19 protein-coding genes are annotated in these 19,484 nt (G+C 72.1%); 6 read left to right on the top strand and 13 right to left on the bottom strand.

Going from position 1 to position 19,484, the window contains the following annotated elements; genetic code table 11:
- Window positions 1–140: 140 nt before the first annotated feature.
- Complete coding sequence (locus tag ABH929_RS12185) at window positions 141–2,408, bottom strand: polyribonucleotide nucleotidyltransferase (protein WP_404561430.1); 2,268 nt, start codon at window positions 2,406–2,408, stop codon at window positions 141–143.
- A 281-nt stretch (window positions 2,409–2,689) separates the two neighbouring features.
- On the opposite strand from ABH929_RS12185, the gene ABH929_RS12190 reads away from it, so the two are divergent.
- Window positions 2,690–3,907 carry a coiled-coil domain-containing protein gene (locus ABH929_RS12190; RefSeq protein WP_404561431.1) on the top strand — a complete coding sequence of 406 codons (1,218 nt, stop codon included), beginning with the start codon at window positions 2,690–2,692 and terminating at the stop codon, window positions 3,905–3,907.
- Between the two features lie 40 nt (window positions 3,908–3,947).
- Here ABH929_RS12190 and ABH929_RS12195 read toward each other — a convergent pair whose 3' ends face one another.
- The 8 genes from ABH929_RS12195 to ABH929_RS12230 form a co-directional block, all read right to left on the bottom strand.
- Window positions 3,948–4,199 (bottom strand): ferredoxin, encoded by a 252-nt coding sequence (locus ABH929_RS12195; RefSeq protein ID WP_404561432.1) that lies wholly within the window; start codon window positions 4,197–4,199, stop codon window positions 3,948–3,950.
- Window positions 4,196–5,491: an NADH-ubiquinone oxidoreductase-F iron-sulfur binding region domain-containing protein gene (locus tag ABH929_RS12200; protein WP_404561433.1), complete on the bottom strand. Its 1,296-nt coding sequence runs from the start codon at window positions 5,489–5,491 to the stop codon at window positions 4,196–4,198. Before ABH929_RS12200 ends, ABH929_RS12195 begins: the two co-directional genes overlap by 4 nt.
- Window positions 5,488–6,078: a ferric reductase-like transmembrane domain-containing protein gene (locus ABH929_RS12205; RefSeq protein WP_263090440.1), complete on the bottom strand. Its 591-nt coding sequence runs from the start codon at window positions 6,076–6,078 to the stop codon at window positions 5,488–5,490. Before ABH929_RS12205 ends, ABH929_RS12200 begins: the two co-directional genes overlap by 4 nt.
- Window positions 6,078–7,025, bottom strand: a complete 948-nt coding sequence (locus ABH929_RS12210; protein ID WP_263090441.1) for an FAD:protein FMN transferase — start codon at window positions 7,023–7,025, stop codon at window positions 6,078–6,080. Before ABH929_RS12210 ends, ABH929_RS12205 begins: the two co-directional genes overlap by 1 nt.
- Complete coding sequence (locus tag ABH929_RS12215) at window positions 7,022–7,357, bottom strand: hypothetical protein (protein ID WP_404561434.1); 336 nt, start codon at window positions 7,355–7,357, stop codon at window positions 7,022–7,024. Before ABH929_RS12215 ends, ABH929_RS12210 begins: the two co-directional genes overlap by 4 nt.
- A gap of 126 nt (window positions 7,358–7,483) precedes the next feature.
- On the bottom strand, window positions 7,484–8,101 hold the full coding sequence (locus ABH929_RS12220) for a CE1759 family FMN reductase (protein WP_404561435.1): 618 nt from the start codon (window positions 8,099–8,101) through the stop codon (window positions 7,484–7,486).
- Window positions 8,102–8,254: 153 nt separating this feature from the next.
- On the bottom strand, window positions 8,255–8,524 hold the full coding sequence (gene rpsO, locus ABH929_RS12225; RefSeq protein ID WP_070416523.1) for a 30S ribosomal protein S15: 270 nt from the start codon (window positions 8,522–8,524) through the stop codon (window positions 8,255–8,257).
- 102 nt (window positions 8,525–8,626) lie between these two features.
- Window positions 8,627–9,073, bottom strand: a complete 447-nt coding sequence (locus ABH929_RS12230; protein WP_205464257.1) for a VanZ family protein — start codon at window positions 9,071–9,073, stop codon at window positions 8,627–8,629.
- A 143-nt stretch (window positions 9,074–9,216) separates the two neighbouring features.
- On the opposite strand from ABH929_RS12230, the gene ABH929_RS12235 reads away from it, so the two are divergent.
- From ABH929_RS12235 to ABH929_RS12245, 3 genes are read left to right on the top strand one after another with little or no spacing between them, the layout of a single operon-like run.
- The gene (locus ABH929_RS12235) at window positions 9,217–10,272 is read left to right on the top strand and encodes a glycoside hydrolase family 6 protein (protein WP_404561436.1); all 1,056 of its coding nucleotides are present in this window, start codon (window positions 9,217–9,219) and stop codon (window positions 10,270–10,272) included.
- A gap of 41 nt (window positions 10,273–10,313) precedes the next feature.
- Window positions 10,314–11,363: a M4 family metallopeptidase gene (locus ABH929_RS12240; RefSeq protein ID WP_404561437.1), complete on the top strand. Its 1,050-nt coding sequence runs from the start codon at window positions 10,314–10,316 to the stop codon at window positions 11,361–11,363.
- 38 nt (window positions 11,364–11,401) lie between these two features.
- A complete protein-coding gene (locus ABH929_RS12245; RefSeq protein WP_404561438.1) occupies window positions 11,402–11,677 on the top strand; it encodes a protealysin inhibitor emfourin in 276 nt (91 codons plus the stop codon).
- A 40-nt stretch (window positions 11,678–11,717) separates the two neighbouring features.
- Here the strand turns inward: ABH929_RS12245 and ABH929_RS12250 are convergent, their stop codons facing one another.
- From ABH929_RS12250 to ABH929_RS12260, 3 genes are all read right to left on the bottom strand, one after another.
- Window positions 11,718–13,961, bottom strand: coding sequence for a HelD family protein (locus ABH929_RS12250; RefSeq protein WP_404561439.1), 2,244 nt, complete (start codon window positions 13,959–13,961; stop codon window positions 11,718–11,720).
- A 73-nt stretch (window positions 13,962–14,034) separates the two neighbouring features.
- On the bottom strand, window positions 14,035–14,871 hold the full coding sequence (locus ABH929_RS12255) for an aldo/keto reductase (RefSeq protein WP_404561440.1): 837 nt from the start codon (window positions 14,869–14,871) through the stop codon (window positions 14,035–14,037).
- Window positions 14,871–15,242 carry an FKBP-type peptidyl-prolyl cis-trans isomerase gene (locus tag ABH929_RS12260; RefSeq protein ID WP_111084569.1) on the bottom strand — a complete coding sequence of 124 codons (372 nt, stop codon included), beginning with the start codon at window positions 15,240–15,242 and terminating at the stop codon, window positions 14,871–14,873. Before ABH929_RS12260 ends, ABH929_RS12255 begins: the two co-directional genes overlap by 1 nt.
- 69 nt (window positions 15,243–15,311) lie before the next feature.
- Here ABH929_RS12260 and ABH929_RS12265 point away from each other — a divergent pair, with 69 nt between their 5' ends.
- Both ABH929_RS12265 and ABH929_RS12270 read left to right on the top strand, forming a co-directional pair.
- A complete protein-coding gene (locus ABH929_RS12265; RefSeq protein WP_404561441.1) occupies window positions 15,312–16,631 on the top strand; it encodes an MFS transporter in 1,320 nt (439 codons plus the stop codon).
- Window positions 16,632–16,821: 190 nt separating this feature from the next.
- Window positions 16,822–17,907 (top strand): YihY/virulence factor BrkB family protein, encoded by a 1,086-nt coding sequence (locus tag ABH929_RS12270; RefSeq protein WP_263090462.1) that lies wholly within the window; start codon window positions 16,822–16,824, stop codon window positions 17,905–17,907.
- Between the two features lie 39 nt (window positions 17,908–17,946).
- On the opposite strand, the gene ABH929_RS12275 is transcribed toward ABH929_RS12270, so the two are convergent.
- Entirely contained in the window at window positions 17,947–19,437 is a 1,491-nt protein-coding gene (locus tag ABH929_RS12275) for an aspartate ammonia-lyase (protein WP_404561442.1), read from the bottom strand.
- Window positions 19,438–19,484 lie beyond the last annotated feature (47 nt).

A 19,484-nucleotide genomic window follows, 5' to 3' on the forward strand; every position in this document is an offset into this window, starting at 1 on the left:
TCTCGCGCTCGGCGACACTTCTCGCGCTCCGGCGCCCGAGAAGTGTCGCTCAGGCCGAGACTCGGGCCAGCGCTAGATCCGCAACGACGAACGGCCGCCGCCCCGGAAGGGACGACGGCCGTTCGTGTGCCAGGGGTGGATCAGACGGTGGCGTCCGTCGACTCCTCGCGGGCACCGCTGGAGTCGGTGTCCGACTCCTCGGCGACGACCGGCGCGAGCGACAGCTTGCCGCGGTCGTCCACCTTGGTGACCTCGACCAGGACCTTCTGGCCGACGCCCAGGACGTCCTCGACGTTCTCCACACGCTTGCCACCGGCGAGCTTGCGCACCTCGGAGACGTGGAGCAGACCGTCACGGCCCGGGAGCAGCGACACGAAGGCGCCGAACGTGGCGATCTTCACGACGGTGCCGAGGAACTGGTCCCCGATCTCCGGGTTGGTCGGGTTCGCGATCGCGTTGACCGACGCACGGGCGGCCTCGGCCGACGGTCCGTCGACGGCACCGATGTAGACGGTGCCGTTGTCCTCGATCGAGATGTCGGCACCGGTCTCGTCCTGGATGCCGTTGATCGTCTTGCCCTTCGGGCCGATCAGCTCGCCGATCTTGTCGACGGGGATCTGCACCGAGATGACGCGAGGAGCGGTGTCCGCCATCTCGTCGGGGGCGTCGATCGCCTCGTTCAGCACACCGAGGATGGCCGAGCGGGCCTCCTTGGCCTGCTTCAGCGCCGCGTCGAGCACCGTCGACGGGATGCCGTCGAGCTTGGTGTCGAGCTGGATCGCGGTGACGAACTCCGAGGTACCGGCGACCTTGAAGTCCATGTCGCCGAGGGCGTCTTCCGCACCGAGGATGTCGGTCAGCGCCGCGTAGCGGGTCTGGCCGTCGACGGTGTCGGACACCAGGCCCATCGCGATGCCCGCGACCGGGGCCTTGAGGGGCACACCGGCGTTGAGCAGCGAGAGGGTCGAGGCGCAGACGGAACCCATCGAGGTCGAGCCGTTGGAGCTGAGCGCCTCGGAGACCTGACGGATGGCGTACGGGAACTCCTCGCGCGTCGGCAGCACCGGCACGAGGGCGCGCTCGGCGAGGAAGCCGTGCCCGATCTCGCGACGCTTCGGCGAACCCACACGGCCGGTCTCACCGGTCGAGTAGGGCGGGAAGTTGTAGTGGTGCAGGTAGCGCTTCTTCGTGACGGGCGACAGCGAGTCGATCTGCTGCTCCATCTTGAGCATGTTCAGCGTGGTGACGCCGAGGATCTGCGTCTCGCCGCGCTGGAAGATCGCCGAACCGTGGACGCGCGGGATCACGGCGACCTCGGCGTCGAGCGGACGGATGTCGGCGAGGCCGCGACCGTCCATGCGGACCTGCTCGGTCAGGATGCGGCCGCGGACGACCTTCTTCGTGACCGACTTGTAGGCGGCACTGACCTGCGAGTTGGCGACCTCGGGCAGTTCGCCCGCCGACACCTTCGACGCGATGGCCTCCTTGACGCGCGACTTGAGTGCGTCGTCGGCGTCCTGGCGCTCGGTCTTGGCGGCGATCTTGTAGACGTCGCCGAGCTCGGAGAGCGCGAGGGCCTCGACGGCCGAGTAGACCTCGGGCGCGTACGGCGGGAAGACCGGGTAGTCCTGGATCTCCTTGGCGGACTGCGCGGCGAGCTTCGCCTGGGCGTCGACGAGGGACTTGAGGAACGGCTTGGCCGCCTCGAGACCCTGCGCGACGACGGCCTCGTCGGGCTTGGTGGCGCCGCCCTGGATGAGCTCCCAGCTGTGCTCGGTGGCCTCGGCCTCGACCATCATGATGGCGACGTCCTCGTTGCCCGCCTCGTCGGTGACGACACGGCCGGCGACCGTGAGGTCGAAGATGGCGTCGGCGAGCTGCGATGCCTTCGGGAACGCGACCCACTGGTCACCGATGAGCGCGAGGCGCACACCGGCGATCGGGCCGGAGAACGGCAGACCGGAGATCTGCGTCGACGCGGACGCGGCGTTGATGGCCAGCGCGTCGTAGAACTCGTCCGGAGCGATGCTCAGGACGGTGATGACGATCTGGACCTCGTTGCGCAGGCCGTCGACGAACGACGGGCGCAGCGGCCGGTCGATGAGTCGGCAGACCAGGATGGCCTCGGTCGACGGGCGGCCTTCGCGGCGGAAGAACGAGCCGGGGATCTTGCCGGCGGCGTAGGAGCGCTCCTCGACGTCGACGGTCAGCGGGAAGAAGTCGAAGCCTTCACGCGGGTGCTTGCCGGCGCTGGTGGCCGAGAGGAGCATCGTTTCCTCGTCGAGGTACGCGGCGACCGCGCCCTGCGCCTGCTGTGCGAGCCGACCGGTCTCGAACCGGACGGTGCGCTTGCCGTACTTGCCGTTGTCGATGACGGCTTCGGCGAACTTGATCTCGGGACCCTCCAAAAGGGTGCCTCCTTGATGTGTGTTCGGCAGGCCGTGGCGACGGCACTCGATGGTGCGTGCGCGCCGATCGTTCCGGACGCATGTCTGGCCAGCAGTAGAAGCACTCGGGAAACCGTTCCGGCCCGCGAGCCACCACCGATGACCAGCTCCGTGCCCGGCCTGCGCAGTGTTGTGTCGAACATCCGGGGAAACGGTCCTCGGACACGATGGACTTTACCAGTCCACAGGGAATCGGCGGCGCGGCTCGCTGACGGCCGGGCGAGCCTCGGTAGCCTGCTGCCATGCGTCTCACCCCCTCGCGGGGCGTGCTCGTCGCGGCCGCCGTGGTCGTCGGCGCGCTCGTCGCCCCGGTCCTCACCGCTGTCCCGGCGTCCGCGACGGAGTACCCGACCTGGCAGGACGTGCAGCAGGCCAAGGGGAACGAGACCGCCAAGCGCGCCGAGGTCACCAAGGTGCAGGCCGCGCTGCAGTCGGCGCAGGACGAGGCGGCGGCGAAGTCGCAGGCCGCGCTGACGGCCTCGTCGAAGGCGGACACGGCCGAGGCGGAGTTGGCGGAGGCCACCCAGGCCGCCACGAGCCTCCAGGCCCAGGCACAGCACGCGACGGAGACGGCGGACCGGGCCCAGGCGCGTGCCGGCCAACTGGCGGCGAACCTGTACCGCGACGGCAGCACGAACCAGATGACCACCCGGATCGCGACCTCGGGGAAGCCCGACCAGCTGCTCTACCAGCTGGGCGCGCTCGACCAGCTGTCGTCTACGTGGTCCGGCGTGATGGACGAGGCGTCCGTCGCGGCCGGCACGGCATCGTCACTGCACGAGCAGGCCGAACGCGCTGAGACCGAGCGCGCGACGCGTGCGCAGGCGGCCGAGGAACGATCCGCGGCGGCGAAGTCCGCCGAGTCCGTGGCGAACGCCGCGGTCGAGTCGACCGAGCAGCACAGCGACGAGCTGTACGCGCAGCTGGCGTCGCTCCGGGACACCACCGCGAAGCAGGCCGCCGGGTACGAGCTCGGGCAGAAGGTCGCGGCGCAGAAGGCCGAACAGCAGCGCAAGCGCGCGGCGGCCGCCGCGGCCCAGGCGGCAGCAGCCTCGGCGAGCGTCGACACCGGCAGCGGCGGCAGCAGCAGCAGCAGCGCCAGCGGCGGCTCGGGCACCAGTTACCCGAGCACCGGCGGGGTCGCCGTGGACCCCGCGGCCGCGCAGGCCTACGCCAGGAGTGCTCTGGGGTCGTACGGCTGGGGCGACGACCAGTTCTCCTGCCTGGTGTCGCTCTGGACGCAGGAGTCCGGCTGGCGGGCGAACGCGCTGAACGCCTCGAGCGGGGCCTACGGCATCCCGCAGTCGCTGCCCGCCGACAAGATGTCGGCGGCCGGGGCGGACTGGCGGACGAATGCGAACACGCAGATCAACTGGGGACTCGCCTACATCAAGAGCGCGTACGGGTCGCCGTGCGGTGCGTGGGGCCACGAGATGAGCGTCAACCCGCACTGGTACTGAGCAGCACTGCTCACCGCGTCCCTGCTCGCCGCGCACCCGCTCACCGCGCCACCAGCCGCAACGCCTGCAGCGGGCACATCGCCACCGCGTCCGCAGCGGCGGCGCGCTCGTCCGGCCGCACCGGCACGTCGCGGGTGCCGCCGCCGGCCCGCGCGATCGGGTAGCCCCACTCGTCGCGCGCCAGCCGCTCGGCGAAGAGTTCGGTGCACAGGCCGCGTCCCCGACAGCGGGTCCAGTCGACGTGCAGGGCGACGGAGCCGCCGGCCGTGGCGCCGCCCTGTACGCCGCTCACTTTCGTCCCCCGACCAGGCACGCGCCGCGCAGGTGCGCCTGCACGTCGTCGTGGAACACGTCCAGCGCAGTCCGCACCATCCGTGCGACGCCGTCCGGATGGTGGCAGGCCCCGCGTCCGTCGACCAGGGCAGCGACCCGTCGGACCTCGCCGGCCAGGTCCCCCGCCCGACGCCCGGAGGCCAGGTCGGCAACCACGTCGGCGATCCGCGGCAACCCGTTCACGCACGGCCCGCAGCGTCCGGCGGAGGCCCCGGCGAGCGCGGTGGCAAGGCCTGCGGTGACCCCGACCGGACAGGTCCGGTCGTCGAGCACGGCCAGCACGCCCGCCCCGGGCGCCGCACCCCACGGTGCGAGCCCGTCGACGTCGAACGTCGCATCGAGCGCCGCGGCCGGCACCCAGGTGCCACCCCACCCGCCGACCAGGACGGCTCGCGTCCGTCGCGGGTCGGCCGCCGCCAGCCGGGAGGCCCCCAGCAGCTGCCAGGTCGGCGCACCCCCGGCGGTCTCCAGCACCACGGCACCACCTGGGTCGGTCACGTCGCTGACCGTCACGAGACGGGTACCGGGGGCACTCGCGCTGCCGACGCTCCGCGCCCAGGCCGCCCCGTACCGTGCGACGAGGGCCGCCTGGGCGAGGGTCTCGACGTTCGACACGAGGGTCGGGCGACCACTCGGGCCACGGTCGGCGAGCCGCACGACACGGTCCTCCGGAAGGCCTCGTCCTCCGACGACGGCCGAGGCGAGCGCCGTGGCCTGCCCGGCGACGTAGCTGGTGTGCGGCAGGGCCCGGACCTCGATGGCGACCGGGTCGGTGCCGGTGCCGCGCTGGCCGTCGGTGCCGGTGCCGCGCCGGCCGTCGGTGCGTTCGGCCAGTGCCTGCCGGACCCGGTCGGCGAGCCGCGCGCTCGTGGCGACCACGGCCTCGGTCGCACCGATCGCCTGCGCCGCGACGACGATGCCGTCGAGCACCAGGTGCGGTGCCCGTTCGAGCAGGACGGCGTCCTTGCGGCTGGCGGGCTCCCCCTCGGCACCGTTCGCGATGACGATCGGGGCGCCGCGGCCGCCGCGACGCGTGCGGGAGGACACGGCGTCGAGCTTGCGGGCGAGCGGGAACCCTGCACCGCCGCGGCCCTCGACGCCGGCGAGACCGATCTCGTCGATGATCCCGGGTCCCACGTGCGGCAGCGGCCCGTGCGTGCGGAGGTGGGCGTCGAGTCCGGGGCCGGAGGCGGCGAGGAGTCGCTGCGCGCCGGTCGGTGGTGACACGGTGAGCGGGTGGGTCAGGGTCATCGGAGGGCCTCCATCGGCTGCGGCTCGATCGGGCGCGGGCGTCCCGTCGGTGGGGAACGGAACTCGGTGACGCGTGCGGAGCAGCGCCAGGCCACGGCGCCGAGGACGGCGGCGGCGCAGACCCCGGCGACCACCAGGAACCAGGCGGACGTGCCGTCGGTCCCGGTGCCGATCGCGTGCGCCATCGCGACCGGCCACATGGCGTAGGCGGCCCAGTGCACGGCGCGGAACACCCGCGGACCGATCACCCGGCGGAGCATCCCCGTGACGACGAGCACCACGAGCAGGTCCACCGCGAGGGTGCCGAGCCCGAGCCAGAACCAGCGGTACGCACCGACGAACGGCACGACGGTGTCCAGCAGGCGGAGTTCGGCCTCGGTGTCGAGCAGCAGCGTCACCACGTGCACGGCGACGAACACGGTGGACGCCAGGGCGACGTCCCGGTGCACGAGCTGCACGCCGAACCGCGGCAGGCCGGGGAGCGGTCGTCCGCCGCGGGTCACGATGCCGAGCAGGACCGTCAGGGTCAGGAGCACGACGGCGGCGACGCCCGTGCCGCGGCCGATCACCCAGAGCGCGGTGTCCATCAGGCGGCGTCCGCCCGGTCGACGTGGTCGACCTGGTCGTCGGGCCAGCCGCCGAGTCGCAGCACCGAGCCGTCGGCCGCGACGAGCCGGGCCGCACGGCCGCTCTGCCGGAGCCACTCCACGGCGCCGTGCGCCCGGACGACAGCGGCGGTGGTCATCGTGTTGGCGGTGGTGCACGAGGGGGCGACGACCGTCACCGACCGCCACACCGGTTCGGCGGGCAGGCCCCACCGCGGATCGAGGATGTGGTGCCGCGCGGTCCCGTCCTGCTCCCAGCGGCGCTTCTGCGTGCTCGAGGTCGCGACGGACCACCCGGAGGCGATGCGGACGTGGTCGACGGGATCGTCCGCCAGGTCCTGCACGCGCACCTGCCAGCCGCCGGAGGGGTCCGGGCCGGCCGTGGCGACGTCCCCGCCGAGCGAGACGAGGGCACCGACGCCGAGCCGCGCGGTGATGCTCGCGGCCGCCATGTCGGCGGCGGCGGCCTTCGCCGTGGCGCCGAGGTCGAGCGTGACGCCCTCGGGGACCCGCAGGAACGTGCCGGACAGCAGGATCCGCTGCCACGCCGGGCGGTCGTCGAGCGATCGGGCCACGGCGTCGGGTGACGCAACCGGTGGTGCGTCGGCGAACGCGGCGTCGTACCCGAGGGAGACCATGCGCCGTCCGAGCGTCGGGTCGACGTCCCCGTCGGACAGCCGTGCGGCGTCGACGGCCTGGTGCACGAGCGTCGCCAGCAGGGGCGAGACCTCGGTACCGCGCACCAGGTCCTCGGCGCGGGCCACGAGTTCGGAATCGGCGCGGAACCGGCTGCACGCGGCGTCGACGGCGGCCGTGACGTCGCGGACGCAGGACTCGGCGGCGGCGAGGTGGCGGCGGTCGCGGTGGTCGAGGACGACCCGGGCGGTGGTGGTCCAGAGGTCCCACTCGGCGGTGGCGCGCACGGTCACGACCCCGTCGTCGTCGTGTCGGACGACCCACCGGTGGTGCCCTGCGAGACGCCGGTATCACTGCTGCTCGTGCCGCTGTCGGTCGACGTGTCGTTCGACGACGAGGAGGACGAGGACCCGGAGTCGGTGGTGGCGTCGCCCGACGTCCCGGTACCCGAACCGGAGTCCGTCGTCGTGCTCGTGCTCGTGGACGTGTCGGTCGTCGTCGTGCTGGCCTGCTCGTGCCCGAACCACAGCCCGGCACCCGTGACCGTCGCGACCGCGAGTCCGCCCAGGCTCACGAGCGCACTCGTCACCCGTGCGGATCGCTTGCCGTTGCCTCTGGTGTCCATCGGTCCTCCTCGTCGTCATGACGAGGTTCCCGAGCTCACCGATGAGCGAGCCGCCAGCCGGCCGCACTCCGACCCCACGAACCCTGTGGTCCGCCTAAGAGCGCGTCACGGGGTCAGCGATCGGGATCAGTGGCCGAGGCCACCGAGCAGGCTCGCGAAGTCCGCGGTCGCGGGGAGCGCGTCGGCTTCCTGCGGGGTCCGCCGGGAGGCCCGGATCGCCCACGCCAGGTCCGCTCCGGCCCGGCGGATGCGTCCGTCCAGGGCCGCGGCGTCGCCGTCGCTCCCCCAGTCGTCGGTCGCGGCGAACACGCCGGTCGGCACCACCGCTGTGCGGAGGTACGCGAAGACCGGACGCAGGGCGTGGTCGATGGCGAGCGAGTGCCGCGAGGTCCCGCCCGTTGCGCCGAGCAGGACGGGCAGGTCGGCGAGCGCGTCCTTCTCGAGGACGTCGAGGAAGGACTTCGCGAGACCGCTGACGCCGGCCGTGAAGATCGGCGTGACGAACACGACGGCGTCGGCTTCGACCACCGCGGCGATGGCGGCGGACAGCGCGGGCGCCGCGAAGCCGGTGAGCATCGCGTCGGTGATCTCGTGCGCGAGCGGCCGGAGCTCGACGTGCAGGACGTGCGCGGGCGTTCCCTCGGCGACGAGCGCGGCGACGGCGGCCTCGCCCAGGCGGTCGGCGAGCAGGCGGGTGGAGCTGGGCTCGGAGAGTCCGGCGGAGACGACGGCGATGGTGGTCATGGTGGTTTCCGACTTTCGATGCGTTTGCATGAACATCGTACCGAACCGTGTGCCGCGCGCAACCATTCCCGCAGAACGGAGAACGCCCCGGTCCTCGCGAGGAGGACCGGGGCGTTCGGTCAAGCCGTGAGGCGTCGACCAGCGGCTCGTACCTTATCGGCGCAGGCCGAGGCGCTCGATGAGCGCACGGTAGCGGGCGATGTCGACGTCGGAGAGGTAACCGAGGAGACGGCGACGCTGACCGACCATGAGCAGCAGACCACGACGCGAGTGGTGGTCGTGCTTGTGCTCCTTGAGGTGCTCGTTCAGGTCGTTGATACGACGCGTCAGAACGGCGACCTGGACCTCGGGGGAACCGGTGTCGCCCGGGTGGGTCGCGTACTCTTCGATGATCTCCTGCTTGACCTTCGCGTCAAGTGCCATGCGTAGATCCCCTTTCAGTCCGTTGCGCGGTGCCCGTGCCTGATGCACGAGCGCTCTTTGTCCGCGGCCGTTCGACGGCAACCGCGCAAGACTACCAGAGTCCTAGGCGGTCCTAGGGCGCAGGCGACGACGACGCGGCGCCGGCAGCAGGCTGCGGACGAGTCCGACGAGGGTCGCGCCGAGCAGACCGCCGAGGCCGTTCGACAGCACGTCGCGGGGGTCGGCGACGCGGTAGGGCAGGTAGGTGGCCTGCGCGAACTCGATGCCGGTCGACAGGGCGACCGCGACCAGGGCTCCGAGGATCCACCAGCGCCGAGGCAGCCAGAGTGCGGCGAGCATGCCGACCGGCACGAACATCGCGATGTTGGCCAGGAACTCGGTGCGCTCGTACGTGAACCAGGCACCGTGCGGCAGCTGCTGCACCCAGGCGATCGCGTGCAGCACGAACGAGTTCTGTGCCGAGGTGAACACCTGCGGGGTCAGCGTCATCCGCCAGATCACCCAGGCGTACGCCGCGGTCACGGCGAGGAGGAGGAGTCGACGGAACATCCCGCCAGTCTGCGGCACTGCCCTGCACGCCCGCTGGAGCGCTCCTGGCAGAACCCGTCGGCTGACCTGGACGAACACCCCGGCGTCCTGGTCAGGACTCCCCCGCACCTGTCAGCATGGGTGCGAACAGGGAGGACCGCCGGATGCCGGAGCACCAGGGGAAGCGTGCGCCCGCGCGACGTCAGTGGCTGTGGATCACGGCCGCGGTCGTCGGCGTCGCGGCCGTCGTCACGACGCTCGTGGTCGTCGTACCGCACGGCGGCGGGCCGGATGCCGACCCGCCGACGAGCGGACGGGACGTCGTGACGCGGAAGACCGTGGAGCAGGCGTTCCCCGGCGGCCTGGCGCACCAGCCGTCCGCGGTCAACCAGCCGGGCATCCGCGAGCGCCAGGCCCGCGCCGCCGGGCACGACGACACCGCGGCGCAGATCGCCCGCATCGCCGACCAGCCGATCGCGACCTGGCTCACGAACACCTCGCGGTCCGAGACGCGCGCGACGATCCGCACCGTCGTCCGGAACGCCGAGCAGCAGCGGGCCACCCCGGTGTTCGTGCTGTACACCGTGCCGGACCGCGACTGTGGCAGCTACTCGAAGGGCGGCACCGCCGACGACGCGTACCTGCCGTGGGTCCGCTCCGCCGTCCGCGCGATGGCTGGCTCGAAGGCCGTCGTGCTCGTCGAACCGGACGCGATCGCACAGATCCAGAACTGCGAGCGCCTCCGCGACTCCCGGCTCCCGCTGCTCCGCGAGGCCGTGGACGCCCTGACCGGGCACGGACTGACGGTGTACCTCGACGGCGGCAACGAGAACCGTGTCCCGATCGCGACGATGGCCGACTGGCTGCGCCAGGCGGGTGTCGACGAGGTGCAGGGCTTCTTCACGAACGTGTCGAACTTCTACCGCGTCGACCAGGAACGCGCCTACGCCGACGAACTCGCCGACGCGATCGGTGGTGATCCGCACTTCGTCATCGACGTCTCCCGGAACGGGCAGGGCTGGCGCGGGACGTGGTGCAACCCCGAGGGTGCGGGTCTCGGCCAGGCACCGCACGTCACCGGTGGATCGAGCCGGCTCGACGCGCTGCTCTGGGTCAAGACGCCGGGGCTCAGCGACGGCACGTGCAACGGTGGACCGGCCGCCGGGCAGTGGTGGGAGTCCTACGCGCTCGGTCTGGTCGAGAACCGCACGCGCGACTGACCCGCGGCCGGGGTGTCGGTGCCCGGTGGTTGCATGAGCGCATGACCCCGACCGACAGCCGGCGCTCCGTCGTCCCGCCCTACCTGCTCCACGCAGTGGCCCAGGCGGCTGAGTTCCCCCGTGCGGCGTCTGCCGCGCGCACCGCACTGGCGTCGCTCGAGCTCGTGCAGAGCCCGAAGCACCAGCACCTGGTCGCCCCGCACCGTGTCAGCGGCACGGTCGACCGGTCGCCCCAGCGCACGATCGCCGACGCCCGCGGCACGACGACCCTGCCCGGCACGGTCGTCCGGAGCGAAGGCGACCCCGACACCGGCGACGCGGCCGTCGACGAGGCGTACGCGGGCCTCGGCGCGACCCACGCCTTCTGGCTCGACGTCTTCGGCCGGGTGTCGATCGACGGTGCCGGACTCCCCCTCGACGCCACGGTCCACTTCGGGCAGGACTACGACAACGCCTACTGGGACGGCAGCCGGATGGTGTTCGGCGACGGCGACGACGAGGTCTTCCGGCGCTTCACGATCGCGCTCGACGTCATCGGGCACGAGCTGGCGCACGGCGTCACGCAGTACACCGCCGACCTGACCTACCAGGGGCAGTCCGGGGCGCTCAACGAGTCGATCAGCGACGTGTTCGGCTCCCTCGTCGCCCAGTACGCGGCCGGGCAGACCGCCGAGCAGGCGAGCTGGCTCATCGGCGAGGGGCTCTTCACGGATGCCGTGCACGGCGACGCCCTGCGCTCGATGCGGTCACCCGGCACCGCCTACGACGACCCGGTGCTCGGCAAGGACCCCCAGCCCGCGACGATGGCCGACTTCGTCGTCACGACGGACGACGCCGGTGGGGTGCACACGAACTCCGGCATCCCGAACCACGCGTTCTTCCTGGCGGCGACCGCGATCGGCGGGTACGCCTGGCAGGGCGCCGGTGCCGTGTGGTGGGACGCCCTGACCTCGGACGCCGTCACCGCCTCGATCGACTTCGCCGGCTTCGCCGCCGTGACGATCGACGCCGCTGGGGTCCGGTTCGGCGCCGAGTCCGCGGAGCACACCGCGGTGCAGGATGCCTGGCGGACGGTGGGCGTCCTCGACTGAGACGATCGAGCGCCACGCACCGGCGTACGGTCGGGAGCATGCACATCGAGGTCCGTCGTTCCGGGGGCTTCGCCGGTACCACGCGGCACTGGCGGGTCGACACCGACACGAGCGCCGACCCCGCGGCGTGGTCCGAGGTCGTCGACGCGCTCCCCCGTACCCCTGCGACGGCGACGGCCGGGCCGCCGGTCCCCGACGACTTCACGTGGACGATCACCGTCGAGCGCACGACCGTGACGATCCCCGGTCGCCGCCTCGACGGCGCGTGGGCCGACCTCGTCGCGCGCGTCCGCTCTGCAGGCGACCCGTCCTGAGCCAGCAGGCACGTGCCGGAGCCGCCACGGGCCTCCCGGCTCAGGCCACGTCGATGACCGTCAGGCGCCGCGTCGGACGGGTCATCGCGACGTAGACCGCGGCCGCCGGGCGCGCAGCGTCGGCTCCGACGCGGTCGGGGTCGACGAGCAGCACGCCGTCGAACTCGAGGCCCTTGGCGTCCGCGCCGGTCAGCACCGTGAGCGACCCGGCGTGCGGCGAGGCGAGCCCGCGCACGTCGGCCTCGGTGCGGGCGAGGCGCTGCCGGACCGCGTCGACCTCGGACTCGGGGACGATCACGCCGATGGTGCCGGCACCGATCCGCGACCGTTCGGCGTCGGCGACCGACACGACGGTGTCGAGCAGGTCGGCGCGGGCGACGCGCACGCGCTCGACGGGGTCGCCGTCGCGCACGGCCTCGTTGCGGGTGACGGTCAGGCCAGCACCGTCGGCGAAGACGCCGGCGGCCTCGACGATCGACCGCGGGGTGCGGTAGTTCACGGTGAGCTGCTCGATGCGGTGGTCGAGCGGCACGAGCGGTGCCCGGCCACGGCGTCGGCGGGCGAGCGCGCCGAGCACGTCGTCCCAGGTGCGCGCGGCCCCGGGCGAGGAGCCCTGCGCCATGTCGCCGACGATCGTGAAGGAGCGCAGCGGGTTGCGGCGTGCGAGCACGCGCCACTGCATCGGCGAGAGCTCCTGCGCTTCGTCGACCACGATGTGCCCGTAGGTCCACTCGCGGTCGTCGGCGGCGCGCTCCGCGGTCGAGCGGGGGTCGCCGCCCTCGGCGAACGAGCCGGCGACCTGTTCGGCGGTGACGATGCCCTCGACGCCCATGTTCTCGATCGCCTGCCGCGCGTTCTCGATGTCACGGTTCCGGCTGGCCTTCGCCGCGCGCTTGGCGGCGCCGCCGGTCGGGTCGAACGGGCCGAGCAGTTCGGCGGCCTCGTCGAGCAGGGGGACGTCCTCGACCGTCCAGGCGCCACCTCGTGCGCGCTGCAGCAGGGCACGGCGTTCCGGGGTCCAGTCCGGGGTCAGCGAGGCGAGCCAGTTCGGACGGGCGTACAGGTCCTCGAGGAACTTCTCCGGGGGCAGCGGCAGCCAGGCGGTGTTGAGCAGCACCCGGGCGTCGTACGAGCTCCGGATGTCCTCGCGCAGGACCTTCTCGTCGGCCTCGTCCACCGTCGTCCCACGCTCGCGCAGCTGTTCGGCGAGCAGCCGGGTCATCGCGTCGAGCGCGAGCTTGTTGAACGTCACGCGCGCGGCGTTGTGGGGCTTGCCGCGGTCCTGTGCGCGCTTCATCGCGTCGGCCACGAGCTGCGGCGGCACCACGAGCCGCTCACCCTCGACGTCGAGCGTGACCGACTCGGTCGGCACCACCTGGCGGGAGCGCACGGCGCGGCGCAGGAGCGCAGCCGTCTGCGCGGAGCCCTTCACGGCGGCGACGTCGCGGGAGTCGTGCGTCGTCGCGTGCACCCCCGGGTAGAGCGAACCGAGCGAGGCCATCACCACGCCGGTCTCACCGAGCGACGGCAGGACCTGTTCGATGTACGTCAGGAACGCCGGCGACGGGCCGACCATCAGGACGCCGGAGCCCCGCAGCCGCTCGCGGTACGAGTACAGCAGGTACGCGGCACGGTGCAGCGCCACGGCGGTCTTGCCGGTGCCGGGGCCGCCCTGCACGATGAGGACGCCCTCGAGCGGTGAGCGGATGATCCGGTCCTGCTCGCCCTGGATGGTGGCGACGATGTCGGTCATCCGGCCGGTGCGCTCGGCGGTCACCGCGGCCAGCAGCGCCCCCTCGCCCTGCAGGTGGGTGCGCTCGTCGTCGTAGAGCGAGGCGTCGAACACCTCGTCCTCGACACCGACGACCCGACGGCCCTCGAGCGACAGGTGGCGACGCGAGCGCATGCCCATCGGGTGCGCCGCGGTGGCCTGGTAGAACGCGCTGGCACCGGGCACACGCCAGTCGAGCAGCAGCGGGCGGTGGTCGGCGTCGCGGAGCCCCACCCGGCCGATGTAGCGGAAGGCGTCCTCGGAGCTGTCGGGCTCGGAGACCTCGAGCCGGCCGAAGACCAGACGGTCCCCCACGCGCTCGAGCGTCGCCACGGTGTCTTCGTAGAGTCGGGCGTACGCGTCGCGCTCGCTGCGGCTCTGGTGGTTCCCGCCGACCGCCTGACGACGGGTCTCGGCGAGACGCTGCTCGGCCTCGGCGGTCAGCTCGTCGAGACGGCGGAAGAGGCCGTCCACGTAGCCGCGCTCGCGGTCGATCTCGGTCGGTTCGGACACACGCAACCCTTCGGGAAGAGGGGAATCCAGTGTACTGCCCGCTGGAGCCCCGCAGTTCCCGAAGGGTCGTCGGTCACATCTCTTCGTGCGTGTCCGGGTCCGCGTCCCAGAGCCGGCCGCGCTCGAGGCCGGAGATGGCCTGCACCTCGGCGTCGGTCAGCTCGAAGCCGAACACGTCGAGGTTCTCGCGCTGCCGGGAGGAGTCGGCCGACTTCGGCACCGGCACGGCGCCGAGCTGGACGTGCCACCGCAGGACGACCTGGCCGGGGGTCACGTCGTGGGCCGCTGCGGCGTCGGTGATCGGCTGCTCGGTGAGGAGCTCCGACCGGACCGCGAGCGGGCTCCAGCTCTCGGTCACGATGCCGAGCTCCTGGTGCACCTTCCGCAGTTCCGCCTGTGGGAAGTACGGGTGCAGCTCGACCTGGTTCACGGCCGGGGCGACACCGGTCGCGTCGATGATGCGACGCAGGTGCTCCGGGGTGAAGTTCGAGACGCCGATCGAGCGGACCTTGCCGCTGTCGCGCAGGTCGACGAACGCCTTCCACGTGTCGACGAACTTGTCCACCGACGGGTTCGGCCAGTGGATCAGGTACAGGTCGACGTGGTCGAGCCCGAGGTTGCCCAGGGTCTCGTCGATCGAGCGGTGCGCCTCGTCGTAGCCGTGGTGGCGGCCGGGGAGCTTCGACGTGACGACGAGGTCCTCACGCGCGACGTCGGACTCGCGGACGGCACGACCGACGGCGTCCTCGTTGCCGTAGTTCAGCGCCGTGTCGAGCAGCCGGTAGCCGCTCGCGATCGCGGTGCCGACCGCGGCCGCACCCTCGTCACCGTTCAGGCCGTAGGTGCCGAGGCCGAGCTCCGGGAACCGGTGGCCGTCGTTCAGCTCGATGGTCGGGGCACCGACCTGCATCAGCGCACCCCGAGCAGGTCGATCACGAAGATCAGGGTCTTGCCGGACAGGAAGTGGCCACCACCGGCGGGACCGTAGGCGAGCTCCGGCGGGACGACGAGCTTGCGGCGACCGCCGACCTTCATGCCGGGGATGCCCTCCTGCCAACCGCGCACGAGCGCCGCGAGCGGGAAGTCGATGGGCTCACCGCGGTTCCACGAGCTGTCGAACTCCTCGCCGGTCTCGTACTCGACGCCGGCGTAGTGCACCTTGACGGTCGACCCGGCGCTCGCGACGTCGCCGTCACCCTCGACGATGTCGGTGATGACGAGATCGGTGGGGGCCGGGCCCTCGGGCGCGTCGAACTCGGGCTTGCTGTTGAGGTCAGTCATGCGATCCAGTCAACCAGAGCGCGGCAACGGCAGACGCAACGGCCACACAGGCCGCAGAATGGTTCCACCGTGACACGACCCACTCCCGCACCGCCGCGCCGCCGCCTGCTCGCCGACCTCACCCCGCTCCGCCGATCCCCCGCCTTCGCGCGGCTCTGGGCGGGCACCGCCATCGCCGGGATCGGCACGCAGATGACCACGGTCGCGGTCGGGCTCGAGGTGTACGAGATCACGCACTCCACCTTCGCCGTGGCGCTCGTGGGGGTCATCGCCCTGCTGCCGATGGTGGTCGCCGGTCTGTACGGCGGCATGCTCGCCGACGCCTTCGACCGCCGTACCGTCGCGCTCGTGTCGTCGATCATCGCCTGGGTCGCGGTCGCCCTCATCGCCACCCACTCGTGGCTCGGGCTGCACAGCGTCGCACTGCTCTACGTCCTGGCGACCGTGAACGCCGTCGCCGCGACCGTCAGCAACGCCTCGCGCTCGGCGATCGTCCCGCGACTCGTCGGCACCGACCTGCTGCCCGCGGCGAGCGCCCTGGGCGGCATCGCCTCCGGGTTCCAGGTCACAGTCGGACCGGCCGTCGCCGGTGTCCTCATCGCGAGCGTCGGGTTCGCGCCGACCTACACGATCGACGTCGTCCTGTTCACGTTCGCGTTCCTCGGGGTGTTCACGCTGCCGCGGATGGCCGCCGACCACGGTGCGCTCCGCCCCGGGCTCAGCTCGCTCATCGAGGGTGCGAAGTTCCTGCGGCGGTCGCGCAACATCACCATGACGTTCGTGCTCGACATCGTCGCGATGACGTTCGGGCAGCCCCGCGTCCTGTTCCCCGCGATCGGGGCGCTCGTGATCGGCGGCGGATCGATCACCGTCGGCACGCTCACGGCCGCGTACGCGATCGGCGCCCTGCTGTCGAGCGTCTTCTCCGGGCCGCTCGGGCACGTGCGCCGCCAGGGCGAGGCGGTCGGTTGGGCCATCACGGCGTACGGCGGCGCGATCGCGGCGTTCGGCGTCGTCATCGCGTTCGCGCGCGTGCTCGGCGGACGCTCGGGCGAGTCGTTCTCGGTCGGGATCCTGCCCGCGCTCGGGTTGGCGGCGCTGTTCCTGGCGGCGGCCGGCGGTGCGGACAACGTCAGCTCGGTGTTCCGGAACACGATCCTGCAGGCGGCGTCGCCGGACGGCATGCGCGGCCGGCTGCAGGGCATCTTCATCGTCGTGGTCACCGGTGGACCGCGGCTCGGCGACCTCTACGCGGGTCTGGTCGTCGCGGCCGGCATCGCGTACCCGCCGATCATCGGCGGCGTGCTCATCGTGGCGCTCGTCGCGCTGCTCCTCCGCCTGGTCCCCTCCTTCCGCCGGTACGACGCCCTGCACCCGCACGCCAACTGACGGCCGAGACTCGGGCCCACTGCGCCGAGTCTCGGCCTGAGCGACAGTCCTCGGCCCGCGGAGCGCGTGACCTGTCGCTCAGCCCGAGTCTCGGCAGCGGCCGCCGGACGTGACCAGGGGCCGGCCTGGAGGCGCGTGGCGGCGCCGCCCCGCGCCTCCAGGCCGTCACGTGTCGGGTACCGTACAACGCATGCCGGACAGCGCATCGCGCGATCTCCAGCGGACGGGAGTCCGCGCCGTCGTCCGGCGCACCTACCACTCGGTCATCCGGCACCGCGTCGTCGACGCGGCGGCGTCGCTGACGTTCTTCGCGCTGCTGACCGTGTTCCCCACCGCGCTGACCGTGGTGTCCGCACTGTCGATCGTCGACCGCAAGGGCGACAGCCTGGCCGACATCATCGGCGTGCTCGGGTTCATCCTGCGTCCGGAGACGGCCGAGCACCTCGAGACCCCGCTGCGCCAGCTGCTGACACTCGACAACCCGTGGCTCGGCTTCGCGACCGGCGTCGTGCTGACGCTGTGGTCGCTGTCCGGGTACGCGACGGCGTTCGGGCGCGCGATGAACACCTCGTACGAGGTCGAGGAAGGGCGGCGGATCTGGAAGTTCCGCAGCATGATGCTCCTCGTGACCCTGCTCGTGATGGCGGGCGGGGCGATCGCTATCGTGATCCTGCTCGGAACCCCGACGATCTCGGCGGCGATCGTCGCGTCGTTCGGCTGGGCGCCGTGGATCGACGACGTGTGGAACGTCGTGAAGTGGCCCGTGCTCGCCGTCGACCTGGTCGTGATGGTCGCGGTCCTGTACTACGCGACCCCGAACGTGAAGACGCCGCAGCTGCGGTGGGTGTCCGCCGGTGCCGCGTTCGCCATCGTGACCTGGGCGCTGGCGACCCTCGGCTTCGCCGTCTACGTCGAGACGATCGGCGGCGGCAACCGTGCGTACGGGTGGCTCGGCGGCGGGATCCTGCTGCTCGTGTACCTGTACATCTCGAACTTCGTGCTCGTGGTCGGCGGTGAGCTCGACTCCGAGGTGATCCGGATGCGGCAGCTCCTGGCCGGCATCGAGGCCGACGAGTCCATCCGGTTGCCGCTGCGCGACGTCACCCGCAACTTCACGCTGGCGCGGTGGCGGGACGCCGACATCGCCGCGGCGCGGAACGTCCGGACCGCCGCGGCCCAGGTCGCCGCCGACGAGGACGCCGAGCCGACCCCGGCCGAGGAGCACCTGCGCGACGTGGCACAGCAGGTGCGCGTCGGCGAGGCGCCGATGCCCTGAGGCGGTTGCGTTGGTTGCGCTGGTTGCGCTGGTTGCGCGTCAGCGCTCGCGCGCCGCTTGGTCCAGCATCTCCTCGGTGACCACCGGGATCGCGCCGGTCGCGAGCTCGATGCCGGACAGCCGCGCCGGGCTCAGCACGCGCTGCACCTGGTCCTCGTCCATCAGGCCGGCCGCGACGACAAGTGTCGAGATGGGCGTCGACGTGGTCAGTGCCGTGTGCGCGATCGACGCCGCAGCCGCGTATCCGATGTACGGGGTCAGAGCAGTGACCACCCCGACGTTCGTGTCGACCTGCGCCGCGAGCTTCGCCTCGTTCGCCTCGATGCCCGCCACGCAGTGCTCGCGCAACGTCGCACAGCCCCGTGACATCCACTGCAGCGACTGCAGGATCGAGTGCGCGATGATCGGCTCGAACGCGTTGAGCTGCAGCTGGCCGCCCTCTGCCGCCATCGTCACGGTGGTGTCGGCGCCGACCACGGCGAACGCGATCTGGTTCACGACCTCGGGGATCACCGGGTTCACCTTGCCCGGCATGATCGACGAGCCCGCCTGGCGCGCCGGCAGGGTGATCTCGCCGAGACCCGCCTGCGGCCCCGACGCGAGCAACCGCAGGTCGTTGCAAATCTTCGAGAGCTTCGCGGCACTGCGCTTCACCGTGCCGGACAGCGTCATGAAGGCGCCGGCGTCGCTCGTCGCCTCGATCAGGTCCGGTGCCGTCACGACGTCGATGCCGCTGGCGTCCTGCAGCTGCCGGCGGACCTCGTCGCGGTAGAGCGGGTCCGCGGTGATCCCGGTGCCGATCGCCGTCGCGCCGAGGTTCATCTCGGCCAGCAGCGGCAGGACCTTGCGGAGCAGGTCGGCGTCCTCCTGGATCGTGTGCGAGAAGCCGGTGAACTCCTGCCCGAGGGTCATCGGCACGGCGTCCTGCAGCTGCGTCCGGCCGACCTTGAGCACGTCGGCGAAGGCGTTCCCCCGCTCGGCGAACGCCGCGGAGAGCTGTTCGAGCTGCTCGATGAGCCGCCGGGCGGAGAAGATCATCGCGATCTTGATGCTCGTCGGGTACGTGTCGTTCGTCGACTGGCTGCGGTTCACGTGGTCGATCGGGTGCAGGTACCCGTAGTCGCCCCGCTCTCGGCCGAGGAGCTCGAGGGCCCGGTTCGCCAGGACCTCGTTCGTGTTCATGTTCGTGCTCGTGCCGGCACCGCCCTGCACGATGTCGACGACGAACTGCTCACGCAGGGCGCCGTCCCGTACCTCTTGCGCAGCACGGTCGATGGCGTCGGCACGCTCGTCGTCGAGGACCCCGATCGCCCGGTTCGCCCGCGCTGCCGCCTGTTTGACGGTGGCGAGGGCCTCGATGAGGTCCGGGTACACCGAGATCGGCACGGACGTGATCGGGAAGTTCTCCAGTGCCCGCAGGGTGTTGATGCCCCAGTACGCGTCGATCGGGACCTCGCGCGACCCCAGCGAGTCGCTCTCGGTACGGGTCTGCGCCCCGGTGGGGGCCTGTGCTGCTTCGTTGCCGGTCACACGTCGAGGCTAGCCCAGTCCGTCCGGCCGGTCCGGAACGAGCTCGG

The organism is Curtobacterium sp. AB7, from assembly GCF_044909335.1.
In the GTDB taxonomy this organism is placed as follows: Bacteria; Actinomycetota; Actinomycetes; order Actinomycetales; family Microbacteriaceae; genus Curtobacterium.

What these genes read in the sequence shown, in the direction of transcription:
- ABH929_RS12190 (WP_404561431.1), top strand. Translation starts at nt 2,690, where the DNA reads ATGCGTCTCACCCCCTCGCGGGGCGTGCTCGTCGCGGCCGCCGTGGTC.
- ABH929_RS12200 (WP_404561433.1), bottom strand. Translation starts at nt 5,491, where the DNA reads ATGACCCTGACCCACCCGCTCACCGTGTCACCACCGACCGGCGCGCAG.
- ABH929_RS12205 (WP_263090440.1), bottom strand. Translation starts at nt 6,078, where the DNA reads ATGGACACCGCGCTCTGGGTGATCGGCCGCGGCACGGGCGTCGCCGCC.
- ABH929_RS12215 (WP_404561434.1), bottom strand. Translation starts at nt 7,357, where the DNA reads ATGGACACCAGAGGCAACGGCAAGCGATCCGCACGGGTGACGAGTGCG.
- ABH929_RS12220 (WP_404561435.1), bottom strand. Translation starts at nt 8,101, where the DNA reads ATGACCACCATCGCCGTCGTCTCCGCCGGACTCTCCGAGCCCAGCTCC.
- rpsO (WP_070416523.1), bottom strand. Translation starts at nt 8,524, where the DNA reads ATGGCACTTGACGCGAAGGTCAAGCAGGAGATCATCGAAGAGTACGCG.
- ABH929_RS12230 (WP_205464257.1), bottom strand. Translation starts at nt 9,073, where the DNA reads ATGTTCCGTCGACTCCTCCTCCTCGCCGTGACCGCGGCGTACGCCTGG.
- ABH929_RS12235 (WP_404561436.1), top strand. Translation starts at nt 9,217, where the DNA reads ATGCCGGAGCACCAGGGGAAGCGTGCGCCCGCGCGACGTCAGTGGCTG.
- ABH929_RS12240 (WP_404561437.1), top strand. Translation starts at nt 10,314, where the DNA reads ATGACCCCGACCGACAGCCGGCGCTCCGTCGTCCCGCCCTACCTGCTC.
- ABH929_RS12245 (WP_404561438.1), top strand. Translation starts at nt 11,402, where the DNA reads ATGCACATCGAGGTCCGTCGTTCCGGGGGCTTCGCCGGTACCACGCGG.
- ABH929_RS12255 (WP_404561440.1), bottom strand. Translation starts at nt 14,871, where the DNA reads ATGCAGGTCGGTGCCCCGACCATCGAGCTGAACGACGGCCACCGGTTC.
- ABH929_RS12260 (WP_111084569.1), bottom strand. Translation starts at nt 15,242, where the DNA reads ATGACTGACCTCAACAGCAAGCCCGAGTTCGACGCGCCCGAGGGCCCG.
- ABH929_RS12270 (WP_263090462.1), top strand. Translation starts at nt 16,822, where the DNA reads ATGCCGGACAGCGCATCGCGCGATCTCCAGCGGACGGGAGTCCGCGCC.